Here is a 16,122-nt window from a genome sequence, read left to right as displayed (position 1 = left end):
TATTAAGGTCAGCGCATTTTTCCTGAAATAACCGAGCAGCAGGTTTAAGGGCTGCTTCGCAGCCCAACGGGGGACAAGCCCCCTCGCCACAAGGGCCTGAGGATTGCACTATGAGCCGCGCACCTGATACATGGATTTTGACCGCCGACTGCCCCAGCGTGCTCGGCACGGTGGACGCGGTTACCCGCTACCTGTTCGAGCAGGGCTGCTACGTGACCGAGCACCACTCGTTCGATGACCGGCTTTCGGGGCGGTTTTTCATCCGCGTGGAGTTCCGCCAGCCCGACGGTTTCGATGAGCAGGCATTTCGCGATGGCCTGGCCAGGCGCGGCGAAGCCTTCGGCATGATCTTCGAGCTCACGGCGCCGAACTACCGGCCAAAAGTGGTGATCATGGTCTCCAAGGCCGATCACTGCCTCAATGACTTGCTGTACCGCCAGCGCATTGGGCAACTGTCGATGGACGTGGTTGCGGTGGTGTCCAATCACCCTGATTTGCAGCCCTTGGCCGACTGGCACCAGATTCCCTACTATCATTTTCCATTGGACCCCAACGACAAACCGTCCCAGGAGCGTCAGGTGTGGCAAGTGGTGGAAGACACCGGCGCCGAACTGGTGATCCTTGCGCGCTACATGCAAGTGCTGTCGCCGGAGCTGTGCCGCAAGCTGGATGGCAAGGCCATCAACATCCACCACTCGTTGCTGCCAGGGTTCAAGGGCGCCAAGCCGTATCACCAGGCTTATAACAAGGGCGTGAAACTGGTCGGGGCCACGGCGCATTACATCAATAACGACCTGGATGAAGGGCCGATCATTGCCCAGGGCGTGGAGGTGGTGGATCACAGTCACTATCCTGAGGACCTGATCGCCAAGGGGCGGGATATCGAGGGCCTGACATTGGCCCGCGCGGTGGGGTATCACATTGAGCGGCGGGTGTTCTTGAATGCCAATAGAACGGTGGTGCTCTGACGGGCGCCATCGCAGGCAAGCCAGCTCCCACATTTGAAATGTGTTCACACATCCAAACTGTGGGAGCCGGGCTTGCCCGCGATGAGGCCCCTGCAAACAACACAAAAAACAGCATCTGTACCCAAGCACTTAACGCGCTGCCCACCCAACCGGCAACGCAGTTCCATAAAAACAACAGCGAGGTGAAAGCATGTCTGGTAATCGTGGTGTCGTGTATCTCGGCAGCGGCAAGGTCGAAGTACAGAAAATCGACTATCCCAAAATGCAGGACCCCCGTGGCAGGAAGATTGAGCACGGCGTCATCCTGCGCGTGGTTTCCACCAACATCTGCGGCTCCGACCAACACATGGTGCGCGGCCGCACCACTGCCCAGACCGGCCTGGTGCTCGGTCACGAGATCACCGGTGAAGTGATCGAGAAGGGCAGCGACGTCGAAAACCTGAAGATCGGCGACCTGGTGTCGGTGCCCTTCAACGTGGCCTGCGGCCGTTGCCGTTCCTGCAAGGAAATGCACACCGGCGTTTGCTTGAGCGTTAACCCGGCGCGCCCGGGCGGTGCCTACGGCTACGTCGACATGGGCGACTGGACCGGCGGCCAGGCTGAATACGCGCTGGTGCCCTACGCCGACTTCAACCTGCTCAAACTGCCGGATCGCGACAAGGCCATGGAGAAAATCCGTGACCTGACCTGCCTCTCCGATATCCTGCCCACCGGCTACCACGGTGCGGTCACTGCGGGCGTCGGCCCAGGCAGCACGGTCTACATCGCCGGTGCCGGCCCGGTCGGCCTGGCTGCGGCCGCTTCAGCACGTCTGTTGGGCGCAGCGGTCGTGATCATCGGCGACGTCAACCCGATCCGCCTGGCCCACGCCAAGGCCCAGGGTTTCGAGATCGCCGACCTGTCCACCGACACACCGTTGCACGAACAGATCGCCGCGCTGCTCGGCGAGCCGGAAGTGGACTGCGCCGTCGATGCCGTCGGTTTTGAAGCACGCGGCCACGGCCACGACGGCGTCAAGGCCGAAGCCCCGGCCACCGTGCTCAACTCGCTGATGGGCGTGGTGCGCGTGGCGGGCAAGATCGGCATTCCGGGCCTGTACGTTACCGAAGATCCGGGTGCGGTCGACGCTGCCGCAAAAATGGGCAGCCTGAGCATCCGTTTTGGCCTGGGCTGGGCTAAATCCCACAGCTTCCACACCGGCCAGACGCCGGTGATGAAGTACAACCGCCAGCTGATGCAGGCGATCATGTGGGACCGGATCAACATTGCCGACATCGTTGGCGTGGAGGTGATCAGCCTGGATGACGCGCCACGTGGCTACGGCGAGTTCGATGCGGGTGTGCCGAAGAAGTTTGTGATTGATCCGCACAAACTGTTCAGCGCGGCGTAACGCGCAGCGTAAAAAAGGGCGACCCTCGGGTCGCCCTTTTTGCATCTGCCGTTTAAGCCTGCAAGCGCTGGCTGATCACATCCAGCAAATCGCACCCGTCGCGCAGCGGAATGGCGCAGAGCAGGGCGAAGTCCTGGAGGACAACGTTATCGGTGTCCAGGCCTTCGCGAAAGGCCAGGTTTTCCATGACTTGGGTGACGGCGCGGATGCGATAGGCGGCGGCGTCGTGGAGGATGTGCAGCGGGGTTTGGGTGTCGATGAGCAGGGACGGGGTGGTGCTGTCGTGGCCGGTGAGCGGTATGTATCGGTTCATGTGTGCAACCTTTATTTCAGAGAGTGGGGCTACCACTCATTCGTCGCCAAACGAATGGGTGGCAGCTGTACGCAGGTTGGCGAACCGGTGAAATAAAGCAAAGGCCGGCAGACCCGAAGGTCTCCCGCGCACAGCCGCCATAGAGCAGCTTTACGCGTGCAAAAAACCTGCGAAGAGCCAGGTGCTTTTGCATGCATTATTTCGATCGGGTCGCCAAACCCGTGTCGCCATGTGGACGACCGCCGAACTATAAGCGCCATCCATCGCCATGAGCAAGTCACCCAGGCGCGGAAGATCAAATGTGGGAGCGGGCTTGCTCGCGAATGCGGTGGGTCAGTTGTGCATCAGTGTCTGACCCACTGCATTCGCGAGCAAGCCCGCTCCCACAGGGGGATTTGGGGTGTTTCAGCGAGTAGCCAATGCACCTTGATACACCGTCGGCCCGGTCGGTTGCTTGCTCACCGACCCACCCTTGCTTTCCGAACTCACCATCAGCTCCACCGGCTTGCTGATGGAGGCCTGCTGGCGTGGGTTCAAGCCGATGATGCCTTTACCGTCTTCGGGCAAGAGGCCAAGGGACACAGGCGTGCCGCCTTCTGGGATGGCCCACAGCTCCAGGCTCTGGTCCGGCGCCGGGGCCGTGGAGGCAATTGGTTGCACTTCAAGGTAATCCTTGTGCGCCATGATCTGTGCGGCCGGCTGCTGGGTGGCGGTCACCAGGGTGGCGGCGGACTTGACGTTGTCCTGGGTGTAGAGCGCGCCGCCGATACCGGCAACCACCACCACGCAGGCGCCGATGAACAGGCGAGGGCGGCTCCAGAACGCAGGCTTGTGCTCAATCACTTGGGGTTGGATCGTAGTCATAAGTCTCTTCCCAACAAATTTTTTAGTCAGTTCATGGACCGGCTTATCGCCGATGGGTTCCAGGCGCCTTGGAACAACCGACGGGATACCCAGTCAAACGCCTGCTTTCACCCCTACACCCAGAGGTTGTTTCGATGAAGATTTCACGCGGTTTCGCCCTTTCCTGCCTGATGACGCTGGCAGCCGGCCCGGTGTTTGCCGCAGGGTTCAACCTCGGCGACGCGGCTAATGCCATCTCCGGCATGCAGGGGGGCAACAACAAGGCGGCCGCCGCCGCGCCGTCGTCCGAGACGGCCGGCTTGCTCAGCGCACTGACCTCCCAACTCAACATCACCCCCGAACAAGCCGTTGGCGGCACGGGCGCCATGCTAGGCCTGGCCAAGAACAAGCTGAGCGGTAACGATTATTCGCAACTGGGCAACAGCGTGCCGGGCCTGGACCAGTTGTCTGGCAACAACGCCTTGGGCAGCCTCGGCGCGTTGAGCGGTTTGCTCGGCCAGACCGGCGGCAGCAAGACCAGCGGCCTGGACGGCCTGCTGGGTAACGTGAAGAACACCAACGACCTGAACACCGCGTTCAGCGCCTTGGGCATGGACAGTGGCATGGTCGGGCAGTTTGCCCCGGTGATCCTGCAATACCTGGGCGGCCAGGGCGCGAACAGCTCGGTATTGGGTAAATTGGCCCAGGCCTGGGGCACGGGTACCTGAGGATCTGCGTTTTAACTGGCAATGTGGTGAAATATTTTTCGCGGAACGGCGTGGGATGCTTCGCCACGTAAGAGGACCGCTCGGGGCAATTAACCTGCGTCGAGCGGATTCCTTAAAACAGCCATGCAGGAACAACGCTATGTATATTCCCGGTCCTATCAGCGCTATCAGCGATGCAGCTTATCTGCTCTCTACCCTCAAGCTGCCCGACCCTGCCAAGCAGGGGAACGCCGCCGGTCATGCATGCGATGCACGGGCTGAGGCGGTGGCTGAGCAAGACACTATGGTAAGCAAGCCAGCGTTGAAGACGGGCTACGATTCTAGAACCTGGCCGAAGGTGGAGCATCGCCAGTAATTGCCTGATCAGGTCCCGGCGGACTCGCCAGACAGTTGGCGGATTCGCTGATCCTTCTCCCTCCAAAGCTGGTTCACCCAGCTCTGGACCACCTGGCGAAACACCGGATCGTTCTCGTAATCCCCCTGCCACAATACCGGGTCCAGTTCACGGGTGCGGATATCGATGATCACCTTTGGCACGGCGCCACTGATCAAATCCCAGAACCCCGGGATCTTTTGTTGCGGATACACCACGGTCACGTCAAGCACCGCATCCAGTTGCTCGCCCATCGCCGCCAGCACAAACGCCACACCGCCGGCCTTGGGCTTGAGCAAGCAACTGAACGGTGAACCCTGCTGTGCCCGCTTGGCTTCGCTGAAGCGCGTGCCTTCCAGGTAATTGACCACCGTTACCGGCTGGCGCTTGAACAGCTCGCAGGCTTGCCGAGTGATCTTCAGGTCCTGCCCGGCCAGTTCCGGGTACTTGGCCAGGAACGCCTTGGTGTAGCGCTTCATGAACGGGTAGTCCAGCGCCCACCAGGCCAGGCCCAGGAAGGGCACCCAGATCAGCTCTTTTTTCAGGAAGAATTTGAAGAACGGCGTGCGTCGATTGAGGGCCTGGATCAACGCCGGGATATCCACCCACGACTGGTGGTTACTGATCACCAGGTAGCTGGTATCACCCCGCAGGTTATCACCGCCGCGAATGTCCCACTGGGTCGGGATGCACAGCGCAAAGATCAGCTTGTCGATCTCGGCCCAGGTTTCGGCGATCCACATCACCGCCCCTGACATGGCGTCGCGGTAGCGACCGGGAGCCACCAGCTTGAGCAGGGCAAACACCGTCAACGGACCGATGAGGACCAGGGTATTGAGCAATAGCAGCAATGAGACCAGACAGCCGGTGAGCAGGCGGCGCATAAGTAACTCTTGAAATCCTGTAGGCGGGTCATGATAAGCAGCTTGAGTCCAGAGGCCAAATCCCGATTCGCCGGACGAATGTTTCACAGTGCGCCGGTTATGCTGGCGTCAGCTAACTAAGTGCTGCTTTTGCGGTCTAGAATCCGCCTACTTCTTTCCGAGGAAATCACGTCGTGAAACTGCTATTTGCCTCGCTCGCACTCGCCGCCTTGCCCGTCATGGCCGCCGAACCGACCCTCTACGGTCGCTACGAATACATCCAGTTGCCGGAGATCGGCGAAACCTTCAAGGCCAAGATGGACACCGGCGCGCTCACGGCTTCGCTGTCGGCCCGAGACATTGAAACCTTCACCCGTGATGGCGACGACTGGGTGCGTTTCCGCCTCGGCGGCAAGGACGCCACCGACAAAGTCTACGAACACAAGGTCTCGCGCATCAGCAAGATCAAGAGCCGCGCCGATGAAGACGATGACAAGGACGAGGCCAGCGTGGCCAAGCGCCCGGTCATCGACCTGGAAATGTGCCTGGGCAAGGTCAAGCGCACCGTCGAGGTTAACCTCACCGATCGCAGCAGCTTCAACTACCCCTTGCTGATCGGCGCCAAGGCCCTGCGTGAATTCGACGCTGCGGTCAACCCGGCCCGTCGCTACACTGCCGACAAACCGGACTGCTGACGGACCCCCATGCCGCATATCCTGATTGTCGAAGACGAAGCGGCGATAGCCGATACGCTGATATTCGCCCTGCAAGGCGAGGGCTTTACCACCACCTGGCTGAGCCTCGGCCAGGAAGCGCTGGCCCATCAGCGCCAGACCCCGGCCGACCTGATCATCCTCGACATCGGCCTGCCGGACATCACGGGCTTTGAAACCTGCAAGCAACTGCGCCGGTTCAGCGAAGTGCCGGTGATGTTCCTCAGCGCGCGGGATGGCGAGATCGACCGCGTGGTGGGGCTGGAGATCGGCGCCGACGATTACGTGGTCAAGCCCTTCAGCCCTCGGGAAGTCACCGCGCGGGTCAGGGCGATCCTCAAACGAATTGGTCCAAGTGCCGCGCCCATCGTGTTCCAGGTCGACCTGGAGCGCATGCAGATTACGTATCGCGGCCAGCCGTTAAGCCTCACGCGCCACGAGTTCCGCCTGCTGCAAAGCCTGCTGGAGCAACCCGAGCGCGTGTTCAGCCGCGAGCAACTGCTGGATGCCGTCGGTGTCGCGGCGGATGCCGGTTACGAGCGCAATATCGACAGCCACATCAAAAGCCTGCGCGGCAAATTGCGCAACGTGGCCGCCGACGCCGAGCCGATCCAGACCCATCGCGGCCTCGGCTACAGCTACAGCCCGAGCCACGGCTGATGCGCCTGGGGCTGCGGATTTTCCTGGTGTATGCGCTGTTTATCGGCCTCACCGGCTACTTTGTGCTCAGCACCGTGATGAAGGAAATCCGCCCCGGCGTGCGCCAGTCCACCGAAGAAACCCTGGTGGACACCGCCAACCTGCTGGCCGAGATCCTGCGCGACGACGTCAAAAACGGCACGCTCGGCCAGAGCCACTGGCCGGAGCTGCTCAAGGCTTACGGCAATCGGCAGCCAGGGGCGACCATCTGGGGGCTGCCGAAAAACCAGGTCAACCACCGTATCTATGTCACCGACGCCAAGGGCACCGTGTTGCTCGACTCCACGGGCACGGCGGTGGGGCAGGATTATTCAAAATGGAACGACGTGTACCTGACCCTGCGCGGCGAGTACGGCGCGCGTTCTTCGCGCAACGAACTGGATGATCCCACCTCGTCGGTGATGCACGTGGGCGCACCGATCCGCGACAACGGGCAGATCATCGGCGTGGTCACCGTGGCCAAGCCGAACAGTTCATTGCAGCCCTATGTCGACCGCACCGAGCGCCGCCTATTGTGGTACGGCGCGGGCCTGGTGATTCTCGGCCTGTTGCTCGGCGCGCTGCTGTCCTGGTGGCTGAGCGTTGCGCTACGGCGTTTGACGGCGTACGCCGAGGCGGTCAGCGAAGGCCGGCGCGCCGAGCTGCCGTATTACCGGGGCGGCGAACTCAAGCAGTTGTCCACCGCCGTGGAACACATGCGCACGCAGCTGGAGGGCAAAGCCTACGTCGAGCGTTACGTGCACACCCTGACCCACGAACTGAAAAGCCCGTTGGCCGCGATACGCGGCGCGGCGGAGCTGTTGCAGGGCGACATGAGCCGCGAACAACAGCAGCGCTTTGTCGGCAACATCGACAGCGAGAGCGCGCGCCTGCAGCAGTTGATCGAACGCTTGCTGAACCTGGCGCAGGTCGAGCAACGCCAGGGCCTGGAAGAGCAGGCCAGTATCCCGTTGGCGGCCATGGTCGATGAGGTGCTCAAGGCCCAATGCGCACGTATCGAGGGCGCCGGCTTGCAGGTCGAGCAGACGATTGCGGCGGGTGTGAAGGTGTATGGCGAACCCTTCCTGCTGCGTCAGGCCCTGGGCAACCTGCTGGACAACGCCCTGGATTTCACCCCGCCCGGCGGCCGGTTGGAGTTCAGTGCGCAGATGCGCCACAACGATGTGCAGGTAAGCCTGTTCAACCAGGCCGCACCGATTCCCGACTACGCGTTGCCGCGCCTGAGCGAACGTTTCTATTCGCTGCCACGCCCGGCCAGCGGGCGCAAAAGTACCGGGCTGGGCCTCAACTTTGTCGAGGAAGTGATGAAACTGCACGGCGGCGCGTTGCAGATCGGCAACGTACCCGGCGGCGTGCAAGCGGTGCTGCATCTCCACACAGTCTCCACATTGCCCACATAAATCCCCCACACGGGTTGCCCAGACTCTCCCCATCAAAACAGGGAGAGACCCATGAACCGCAGCCTGCTTTTCAAACTTGGCGCGATTGCGCTGCTGATCCTGCTACTGCTGATTCCATTGCTGATGATCAACGGCATCATCAGCGACCGCCAGCAACTGCGCGACGGCGTCTTGATGGACATTGCCCGCAGTTCCAGCTACGCCCAGCGCCTCACCGGTCCGGTGATGGTGGTGCCGTATCGCAAGACCGTGCGCGAGTGGAAGCTCAATGAAAAGCTCAACAAGCGCTACGAAGTCACCCGTGAAGAACGGGGGCGCCTGTATTTTCTGCCGGACCGTTTCGAGCTCGACGGCCAGGTGCAAACCGAACTGCGCGCGCGGGGCATTTACCAGGCGCGGCTGTTCCATGCCGACAACCGCATCAGCGGGCGTTTCGAACTGCCGGCGCAGTTGGGCATTACGGAAAACTTCGCCGATTACCGCTTCGAGCCGGCGTTTCTGGCGGTGGGCATCAGCGATATCCGTGGCATCGAAAACGCATTGAAGCTTGAGCTCGGCGGCCAGCAGTTGGAATTCGAACCGGGCTCCCAGGTGGACTGGTTGGGTGAGGGCGTGCATGTGATGCTGCCGGAGCAGGACAGCAAAAAGCCCAACGCCTTGGCGTTTGCCTTCGACCTGCGCCTGCAAGGCACCGAGCAACTGCAAGTGGTGCCGGTGGGCAAGACCAGCCAAGTGTCGCTCGCCTCCAACTGGCCGCACCCCAGCTTCATCGGCAACTTCCTGCCGGCACAACGCGAGATTACCGACAAGGGCTTTACCGCCCACTGGCAGACCTCATTCTTTTCCACCAACCTCGAACAAGCCCTGCAAACCTGCCTGGACGGCCAGGGCTGTGACGACTTCAACAACCGCAGCTTCGGCGTGAACTTCATCGACCCGGTGGACCAGTACCTCAAGAGCGACCGTGCGATCAAATACGCGCTGCTGTTCATTGCCCTGACCTTTGCCGGCTTCTTTCTGTTCGAAGTGCTCAAGAGCCTGGCGGTGCACCCGATCCAGTACGCCTTGGTGGGCGTTGCGCTGGCGCTCTTCTACCTGCTGTTGTTGTCGTTGTCCGAGCACATTGGCTTCGCCATGGCCTACCTCATCTCTGCCAGTGCCTGCGTGTTGTTGATTGGTTTCTACGTGTGCCATGTGCTGCGCAGCGTGGCCCATGGCCTGGGCTTTTCGGCGGCGTTGGCGGCGCTGTATGGCTTGTTGTACGGGCTGTTGAGTGCCGAGGATTACGCGCTGCTGATGGGGTCGCTGTTGCTGTTCGGCCTGCTGGGCACGGTGATGGTGCTGACGCGCAAACTGGACTGGTACGGCGTGGGCAAGCGCAAGGCGGCCGAGCCGCTGCAGTTTGACCTGGAGGCGGTGCAATGATCGGTTTGCGCGAGGATCAGCAGATGAAGGCGAGGATGGTCAACTTTCTCAACAACGCCGCCGCACACTGTGGGAGCTGGCTTGCCTGCGATGGCGGCGTGTCATCCACCACATCTTTTCCTGACCCACCGCTATCGCAGGCAAGCCAGCTCCCACACTGGACCTTGGTGGATGTCAGACGGGAGGCTGCGTCGCCTGCATCGAAGGCCGCTGGCTGACTTCTGCGTACCACTGGGCAAGCTTGGGATTTTCCAACCGCCATTGCATATCCGGATGCCGGAAATCCAGATAACCCAAGGCACACGCCACGCTGATGGCGGCGATGTCGAAGTGGCTGGCCAATTCGGCGATGGCGTGCGCTTCCAGTTCGGCGAGGGTGCGGCGGATCTTGTTGCGCTGCTCGTCGAGCCATTGGTCCCAATGCTTTTCCACCGGACGCAGGGCGGTCTCGTAGCGCACCAGCACGGCGGCGTCCATGATGCCGTCGGCCATCGAGGCCAGGGTCAGGCGGCGCCAGCGGGCCGAGCCGTCACGGGGGATCAGTGGGTTGCCGACGTGCTGGTGGTCGAAGTAATCGAGGATTACGCGGCTGTCATGCAGCACAGTACCGTCGGCCAGGCGCAGGGCCGGGATCTTGCCCACGGGATTGCCTTGTACCAACTGCGCATCCGGGGTGACCGGGGTCGGCATGCAGCCGTGCAGCGTTACGCGGTCCTGTTGGCCGGTTTCAGCCAGCAGCACGCGAACCTTGCGAACGAAGGGTGAAGCGGGGTTGTGGAACAGGGTCATGCTGGGCGCGGACATGGGCATTCCTCAAGATGGGCAGTGGCTAGCCTAGTGGGTTGCAGGGGGGCTGGCGAGGGGCATTTTTGTTGTTTTTGAGGACGCTATCGCAGGCAAGCCAGCTCCCACATTTGACGGTGTTTCACATCACCCTGTGGGAGCTGGCTTGCCTGCGATGAGGCCTTCAGCCGCGCCGCTTGAACAACGCCCAAATACCCAAGGCGGCAGGAATACCCAGCCCCACCCAGCTGAGCGAATCCCACAGCCCATCCCCCAGCAGCGCCGCAAACAACCCCGCAGCGCTGAGCAGACCAATGCCCAGCGGCGCGCCAAATACCTTCCAGAAATTCGACTGGCGCGGCCTCATGCCTTGCCCGCCTTGCGCCGCACGATCCACAAATAGATCCCGCTCACCAGCACGATGATGGTCAGCACATCCAGCACCGCCCAGAGGATTTTCATCGGCATGCCGCCGTAGTCGCCAAAGTGCAGCGGCTGGGACATGCCCATGGCGTCCATGTACCACGGTCGTTCGCCGATGGCAGTGACCACCAGGGTGCTGGCGTCGATCAGCACCGGCGTGAGCAAGTGCGAGGTAAGTTGGGTACTGCCCTTCATGAATACGGCGTAGTGGTGCTCACTGGAAAAGCGCGTGCCGGGGAAGGCGATGAAGTCCGGTTGCATGCCGGGCGTGGCCTTGGCGGCAATCGTCAGCAAATCGCTGGCCGGCGCCCGTTGGGTCAGTGGCGGCGCGTTTTTGTAGGGTTCGATCATGGCGCTGAGGCTGTCCTGGCGCCAGGCGTCGATGATCAGGTCGGCGCACGCACTGATCACGCCGGTGACGCCGACCACCAGCGCCCAGGTCAGCGTGACCACGCCAATCAGGTTATGCAGGTCGAGCCAGCGCAGACGCGGGGATTTGTCCTGGCGCACGGTGGCGAACGTCAAGCGACGCATGAACGGCAGGTACAGCACCGTGCCCGAGATAATCGCCACTACAAACAGAACCCCCATGAATGCCAGCAGCCACTTGCCCGGCAGGCCGGCGAACATGTCCACATGCAAGCGCAGCAGGAACAGGGTGAACCCACCGTTGGCCGCGGGGGTTTCCACGGCATCACCGGTGCGCGCGTCGAGCATGAAGGTGTGCGACAAATTGGGTTCGGTGCCGGCGCTGGCGGCCATGATCGCGATCACACCGTTCGCATCGTCTTCGTCCCAGGCCAGGTACTGCATGGCTTCGCCGGGGCGATGGGCCTGGGCCTTGCCCACCAGTTGCTCCAGGTTGAGCCGCGGCGTATCGACGGGCATTTGCGCCAGCTCAGGCTCGTTGCCCAGCAGGTGATCGATCTCGTGGTGAAACACCAGCGGCAGGCCGGTGAGGGCGAGCAGCAGCAGGAACACCGTGCAGATCAGGCTGGTCCAGGTGTGGATAAAGGACCAGCGGCGGATGGTTTTGCTTTTCATTTTCCAGCGCTTACCACTGGTAGGTGGCGCTGGCGACTACGCTGCGTTGGTCGCCGAAATAGCAGTAGGAACCGTCACAGGTGGAAATGTAATCCTTGTTGAACAGGTTGGTGGCGTTGAGCTTTACCGATGCGCCTTTGAGGCTATTGTCGATGCGACCCAGGTCGTAATGCACCGCCCCGTCGAATACGGTGTAGGCGTTGGCTTTACCCAACCAAGTGTTGCCTTGGTCACCGTAAGTGTTACCGGTGTAGCGGGCGCCGAAGCCGATGCCGAAGCCGTCCAGCGGGCCGGTATGCCAGGTGTAGTCCGTCCACAACGATGCTTGCTGGTTGGGCATCAGTTGCAGGCGGTTGCCTTTAAAGTCGCCTTTTTGCACTTCGGACTTCGCAAGGGTGTACGCCGCAATGACCTTGAGGTTTTCGGTCACATCAGACACGGCTTCCAACTCCAGACCTTTGACTTTTACTTCTCCGGTCTGATCGGTGACCGGCGTGCCGCTCGTTCCGGTGCTGGTGACCAGTACGTTTTTCTGGGTCAGGCTATAGACCGCCGCACTCAGCAAGGTATTGGAGCCGGGTGGTTGATATTTGATCCCCAGTTCCCATTGTTTGCCTTCGGTGGGTTTGTAGGACTTCACTGGGTCGGCACTGGCGTTGCTCGCCGGTTGGAAGGATTCAGCGTAGGACAGGTATGGCACGAAGCCCGAGTCGAATACATAGCTGACTGCCGCGTTGCCGCTGAAGTTTTTGTTGCGGTCGGTATTGGTCGCGTCTTGTTTGTTGAAGTACGTGGTGCCCTGATGCACCCAGTCTTCACGGCCACCCAGGGTCAGGCGCCAGTTGTCGAGTGCCATCTGGTCTTGTGCATAGAGACCGGTCTGCACGGTTTTCTGGTTGTAGTCATAGAACGCAGCGGAGCGCGCTGGGCGCACCACCGGCGTGGTATTGACCGGATTGAAAATGTTGACGCGTCCGGCACCGCCGAATATCGACAGGTAAGACGTATCTGTCCGCTGGTGGTCAAGACCCAGCAAAAGGGTGTGGGTAACGTCGCCGGTGGCAAAGTCAGCCTGGAAATTGTTATCCACCGCGAACTGTCCGATATCCTCGTCAACGTTGGTCGAGAGGCGGTCCATGTTGCCCGCGGCATCCACGGGAGCGAAGGCGTACGAGCCCACGGTCAGTTGCTGGAACGACAACTCCGATTTGGTGTAACGCAGGTTCTGTTTGAACTGCCAGGTATCGTTGAAGCGGTGCTCGAAGGCATAGCCCAACGCGTAGTAGGTGCGATCGTAAAACTCGTAGTCTGGATCGCCCAGGTTCTTATGATGTGAGACGTCCCCCAAGGGTGATTTGATCTTGGTGCCCACAATCGGCAAGAACTGACTGGTAGCCCCCGTATCATCACGCGTGAACTGCGAGAGGAAGGTCAGCTTGGTATCCGGATCAATATTCCAGGTCAGGCTCGGCGCAATGTTGTAGCGCTTGTTGTCGATGTGGTCGACCTGGGTGCCGGCATCGCGCACCACGCCGCTGAGGCCATACAGAAACTGACCTTCATCATCAATTTTGCCGGTGCTGGCGAAGTTGATCTGGCGGTAGTTGTCGCTGCCGTATTGCACTTGGATAGCATGGCTGGACTCTTCGCTGGGACGGCGGCTGACCATGTCCAGCAGACCGCCCGGCGGGGTCTGGCCGTACACCGACGAAGCCGGGCCACGCAGCAGGGCGAGGCGGTCGAGGTTCCAGGTTTCGGCTTTCGGGTTGGCGTATACGCCGCGTGGCAACGGCAGGCCATCGAGGAACTGGGTGGGTTCGAAACCACGCACGCGCATCCAGTCGTAGCGGGTGTCGCTGCCGTAGCTCGCGGACACGATGCCCGGCATGTATTTAACGGCGTCATCCAGGTTCTGTACGTTGCGGTCCTGCATCTGCGCGCGGGTCGCTACGGAGATCGAACGCGGTGCCTCGACCAGCGCGGTGTCGGTCTTGGTACCGGCGGCGGTGCGCGTGGCCAGGTAGCCGTGTACCGGGCCCCAAGCGCTTTCCAGGTTGGCGTCTTGGCCGGTGATATTAGTCACCGGCAATGCCATCGCACCCTCCGGAACCGCCACCAACGTATAGGTCCCCGCACTGCTCTGCTCCAACTGCAACCCCGTCCCACGCAACGCTTCACGCAGCGCGCCCGGTGCGTCGAACTGGCCCTGGACCGGCGCCGAGGTCTTGCCTGCGGCGAGCGCCGGGCTGAGGGTCAGCGCCAGGCCGCCCTGGCTGGCGATCTGGTTCAGGGTGCTGGCCAGGGGCGCCGCCGGCAGGTTGTACGCACGCACGCTGGAGGCCTGCTCGGCGGCGATCAGCAACGGGCTGGCCAGCGGGGCGCTGAGGGCAATGGCCACGGCTAACAGGCTGGGGCGCAACAAGGTGTCTAGCGTGCGGGACATAGGGCGGCTCCTGGATGGAAATATTTCTCAATTGCCTAGGTGCCGAACGAGAATCGAAAAGTGATAGGGCTGGGTAAAAATATTTTTTCTGAGGTGGCCTTCAGGGCGCCATCGCAGGCAAGCCAGCTCCCACATTGCGATTTGTGAACCCCGTCAAATGTGGGAGCTGGCTTGCCTGCGATAGCAATCGCTCAGGCACCGCCAAATCTAAGGCTTACCCTTCACCGTCACCCACCACGGCGTGCGCTGCTCAATCTGCACCGGCAGGGTCGGCAGCAGCGCATTCAACGCCAGGGTGGTGTCGTGCAGCGGGAAGCTGCCGGTGATGCGCAGGTCGGCCACGGTTTTGTCCACACCCAGGTAACCGGTGCGGTAGCGGCTGAGCTCTTCGACCACATCGCCCAGGCGGGCGTTGTCCACCACCAGCATGCCGCGGGTCCAGGCGTCTGTGGCGGGGGTGACGGCAAGCGCAGGGCCGAGGCCGTCGCTGCGCATCAGCACTTGCTGGCCGGCCTTGAAGATCTGTTCCTGGTGCAGCGCCTCGGGCTGGGCGGCGACGGCCGATTGCAGCACGCTCAAGCGCGTGGCGTCGTCTTCGCGCTTGACGATAAACCGCGTGCCCAACGCACGCAGGCTGCCGTCGCGGGTTTGCACATAGAACGGGCGCGCATCGTTGTGGCCGGTTTCGACCAGGATTTCGCCTTCCTGCAACACGATCAGTCGACGTTTTTCATCAAAACGCACGTCGATTGCACTGTGGGTGTTGAGGTTGATCAGGGTGCCGTCCGCCAGTTTCAGCGTGCGCTGCTCGCCGGTGGCGGTGCGCTGGTCGGCCAGCCAATAGTGGATCGGCACATAGCGCTCGCCGGCAAACAACGCCAGGCCAATGACCAGTGCGATGCTCGCCAGGCCGCTGCCCAGCTTGCGTACCCGCTGGCGAATACCCTCGCGCGACTGCAGCAGCGCCGCCCGCGCCGGGCCCGAAGCGGCGCTGAAACGCTGGTCGAGCATGCCCAGTTGGCGCCAGGCGCGCGCATGTTCCTCATGGCTGGCGAGCCATTTAGCGAATTCTTCGCGCTCAACCAGGCTGCCGTCGCCCGAATCGAGGGACAGTTGCCAGGCAATCGCGGCATCCAGTACGCGGGCCGAGACCGGCTTGGAGCTGATCATCGTCATTGCGGCTCGCCATACAGGGCGATGTAGCACTGGCGAATGCCCTGGGCCAGGTATTGGCGCACGCGCGGCACCGACACGCCGAGACGTTGGGCGATCTGCGCATGGCCCATGCCATCGAGGCGGTTGTACAGGAAGGCGGCGCGGGCCTTGCTCGACAGCTTGCCGAGCAGGCGGTCGATGGCCTTGAGGTCTTCGAGGATCAGTTGCTGCTCCAGCGGCGAAGGGTGTTCACTTTCCGGGAGCAGCATCAGTTCGGTGAGGTAGGCCTGTTCCAGGGCGGCGCGACGAAAATAGTCGAACAACAGGCCCTTGGCGATGGCCACCAGGAACGCCCGGGGTTCGCGGGGTTCGCGTAACTCGTCACGGCCCAGCAGGCGCATGAAGGTGTCCTGGCTCAAGTCTTCGGCGCGGCTCGGGCAGGCCACGTTTCGCCGAAGCCAGGCCAACAGCCAGCCACGATGATCGCGATACAACGCGCCAACGAGCTCACTGTGTGGGTTCTGGACCGACGACAAGGCATCACCGAATAAACAAGAGG

The 16,122-nt window shown here is 61.7% G+C and carries 16 protein-coding genes; 7 read left to right on the top strand and 9 right to left on the bottom strand.

Annotated features, from left to right (window positions below):
- Window positions 1-110: 110 nt before the first annotated feature.
- A complete protein-coding gene (gene purU / locus KVG91_RS10870; RefSeq protein ID WP_169378604.1) occupies window positions 111-968 on the top strand; it encodes a formyltetrahydrofolate deformylase in 858 nt (285 codons plus the stop codon).
- Window positions 969-1,158: 190 nt separating this feature from the next.
- Window positions 1,159-2,358, top strand: coding sequence for a formaldehyde dehydrogenase, glutathione-independent (gene fdhA, locus KVG91_RS10865; protein ID WP_169378605.1), 1,200 nt, complete (start codon window positions 1,159-1,161; stop codon window positions 2,356-2,358).
- Window positions 2,359-2,410: 52 nt separating this feature from the next.
- On the opposite strand, the gene KVG91_RS10860 is transcribed toward fdhA, so the two are convergent.
- A complete protein-coding gene (locus KVG91_RS10860; RefSeq protein ID WP_178115307.1) occupies window positions 2,411-2,671 on the bottom strand; it encodes a hypothetical protein in 261 nt (86 codons plus the stop codon).
- 405 nt (window positions 2,672-3,076) lie between these two features.
- On the bottom strand, window positions 3,077-3,535 hold the full coding sequence (locus KVG91_RS10855) for an anti-sigma factor domain-containing protein (RefSeq protein ID WP_169378606.1): 459 nt from the start codon (window positions 3,533-3,535) through the stop codon (window positions 3,077-3,079).
- A gap of 134 nt (window positions 3,536-3,669) precedes the next feature.
- Between KVG91_RS10855 and KVG91_RS10850 the strand changes: the two genes are divergently transcribed.
- Window positions 3,670-4,242: a DUF2780 domain-containing protein gene (locus KVG91_RS10850; protein WP_169378607.1), complete on the top strand. Its 573-nt coding sequence runs from the start codon at window positions 3,670-3,672 to the stop codon at window positions 4,240-4,242.
- Between the two features lie 363 nt (window positions 4,243-4,605).
- On the opposite strand, the gene KVG91_RS10845 is transcribed toward KVG91_RS10850, so the two are convergent.
- Entirely contained in the window at window positions 4,606-5,499 is an 894-nt protein-coding gene (locus KVG91_RS10845) for an acyltransferase (RefSeq protein WP_169378608.1), read from the bottom strand.
- A 173-nt stretch (window positions 5,500-5,672) separates the two neighbouring features.
- Between KVG91_RS10845 and rloA2 the strand changes: the two genes are divergently transcribed.
- The 4 genes from rloA2 to creD are packed head-to-tail and all read left to right on the top strand — an operon-like array spanning window position 5,673 to window position 9,715.
- Entirely contained in the window at window positions 5,673-6,173 is a 501-nt protein-coding gene (gene rloA2 / locus KVG91_RS10840) for a retropepsin-like aspartic peptidase RloA2 (RefSeq protein WP_169378609.1), read from the top strand.
- Between the two features lie 9 nt (window positions 6,174-6,182).
- Entirely contained in the window at window positions 6,183-6,851 is a 669-nt protein-coding gene (gene creB, locus KVG91_RS10835) for a two-component system response regulator CreB (RefSeq protein ID WP_169378610.1), read from the top strand.
- The gene (gene creC / locus KVG91_RS10830) at window positions 6,851-8,290 is read left to right on the top strand and encodes a two-component system sensor histidine kinase CreC (protein ID WP_169378611.1); all 1,440 of its coding nucleotides are present in this window, start codon (window positions 6,851-6,853) and stop codon (window positions 8,288-8,290) included. The genes creB and creC overlap by 1 nt, the downstream gene beginning before the upstream one ends.
- A gap of 51 nt (window positions 8,291-8,341) precedes the next feature.
- Window positions 8,342-9,715: a cell envelope integrity protein CreD gene (creD, locus tag KVG91_RS10825; RefSeq protein WP_169378612.1), complete on the top strand. Its 1,374-nt coding sequence runs from the start codon at window positions 8,342-8,344 to the stop codon at window positions 9,713-9,715.
- Between the two features lie 174 nt (window positions 9,716-9,889).
- Here the strand turns inward: creD and KVG91_RS10820 are convergent, their stop codons facing one another.
- The 6 genes from KVG91_RS10820 to KVG91_RS10795 form a co-directional block, all read right to left on the bottom strand.
- Complete coding sequence (locus KVG91_RS10820; protein WP_169378613.1) at window positions 9,890-10,519, bottom strand: glutathione S-transferase; 630 nt, start codon at window positions 10,517-10,519, stop codon at window positions 9,890-9,892.
- Between the two features lie 163 nt (window positions 10,520-10,682).
- Entirely contained in the window at window positions 10,683-10,865 is a 183-nt protein-coding gene (locus KVG91_RS10815; RefSeq protein ID WP_169378614.1) for a hypothetical protein, read from the bottom strand.
- Entirely contained in the window at window positions 10,862-11,965 is a 1,104-nt protein-coding gene (locus tag KVG91_RS10810; protein WP_169378615.1) for a PepSY-associated TM helix domain-containing protein, read from the bottom strand. The genes KVG91_RS10815 and KVG91_RS10810 overlap by 4 nt, the downstream gene beginning before the upstream one ends.
- Before the next feature lie 10 nt (window positions 11,966-11,975).
- Window positions 11,976-14,408, bottom strand: a complete 2,433-nt coding sequence (locus tag KVG91_RS10805) for a TonB-dependent siderophore receptor (RefSeq protein ID WP_169378616.1) — start codon at window positions 14,406-14,408, stop codon at window positions 11,976-11,978.
- A 207-nt stretch (window positions 14,409-14,615) separates the two neighbouring features.
- A complete protein-coding gene (locus KVG91_RS10800) occupies window positions 14,616-15,584 on the bottom strand; it encodes a FecR domain-containing protein (RefSeq protein WP_169378617.1) in 969 nt (322 codons plus the stop codon).
- A complete protein-coding gene (locus tag KVG91_RS10795; RefSeq protein WP_169378618.1) occupies window positions 15,581-16,099 on the bottom strand; it encodes an RNA polymerase sigma factor in 519 nt (172 codons plus the stop codon). Before KVG91_RS10795 ends, KVG91_RS10800 begins: the two co-directional genes overlap by 4 nt.
- Window positions 16,100-16,122: the final 23 nt, after the last annotated feature.

Source organism: Pseudomonas azadiae, from assembly GCF_019145355.1.
GTDB lineage: Bacteria > Pseudomonadota > Gammaproteobacteria > Pseudomonadales > Pseudomonadaceae > Aquipseudomonas > Aquipseudomonas azadiae.
Note: the sequence above shows the minus strand (reverse complement) of the source record. Positions and strands in the feature narration are given on the sequence as shown.

Excerpts from the sequence above, each read along its gene's own strand:
- creC (WP_169378611.1), top strand. The coding sequence starts at position 6,851 with ATGCGCCTGGGGCTGCGGATTTTCCTGGTGTATGCGCTGTTTATCGGC.
- KVG91_RS10850 (WP_169378607.1), top strand. The coding sequence starts at position 3,670 with ATGAAGATTTCACGCGGTTTCGCCCTTTCCTGCCTGATGACGCTGGCA.
- creB (WP_169378610.1), top strand. The coding sequence starts at position 6,183 with ATGCCGCATATCCTGATTGTCGAAGACGAAGCGGCGATAGCCGATACG.
- creD (WP_169378612.1), top strand. The coding sequence starts at position 8,342 with ATGAACCGCAGCCTGCTTTTCAAACTTGGCGCGATTGCGCTGCTGATC.
- KVG91_RS10820 (WP_169378613.1), bottom strand. The coding sequence starts at position 10,519 with ATGTCCGCGCCCAGCATGACCCTGTTCCACAACCCCGCTTCACCCTTC.
- fdhA (WP_169378605.1), top strand. The coding sequence starts at position 1,159 with ATGTCTGGTAATCGTGGTGTCGTGTATCTCGGCAGCGGCAAGGTCGAA.
- KVG91_RS10810 (WP_169378615.1), bottom strand. The coding sequence starts at position 11,965 with ATGAAAAGCAAAACCATCCGCCGCTGGTCCTTTATCCACACCTGGACC.
- KVG91_RS10860 (WP_178115307.1), bottom strand. The coding sequence starts at position 2,671 with ATGAACCGATACATACCGCTCACCGGCCACGACAGCACCACCCCGTCC.
- purU (WP_169378604.1), top strand. The coding sequence starts at position 111 with ATGAGCCGCGCACCTGATACATGGATTTTGACCGCCGACTGCCCCAGC.
- KVG91_RS10805 (WP_169378616.1), bottom strand. The coding sequence starts at position 14,408 with ATGTCCCGCACGCTAGACACCTTGTTGCGCCCCAGCCTGTTAGCCGTG.
- KVG91_RS10800 (WP_169378617.1), bottom strand. The coding sequence starts at position 15,584 with ATGACGATGATCAGCTCCAAGCCGGTCTCGGCCCGCGTACTGGATGCC.
- KVG91_RS10815 (WP_169378614.1), bottom strand. The coding sequence starts at position 10,865 with ATGAGGCCGCGCCAGTCGAATTTCTGGAAGGTATTTGGCGCGCCGCTG.
- KVG91_RS10855 (WP_169378606.1), bottom strand. The coding sequence starts at position 3,535 with ATGACTACGATCCAACCCCAAGTGATTGAGCACAAGCCTGCGTTCTGG.
- KVG91_RS10845 (WP_169378608.1), bottom strand. The coding sequence starts at position 5,499 with ATGCGCCGCCTGCTCACCGGCTGTCTGGTCTCATTGCTGCTATTGCTC.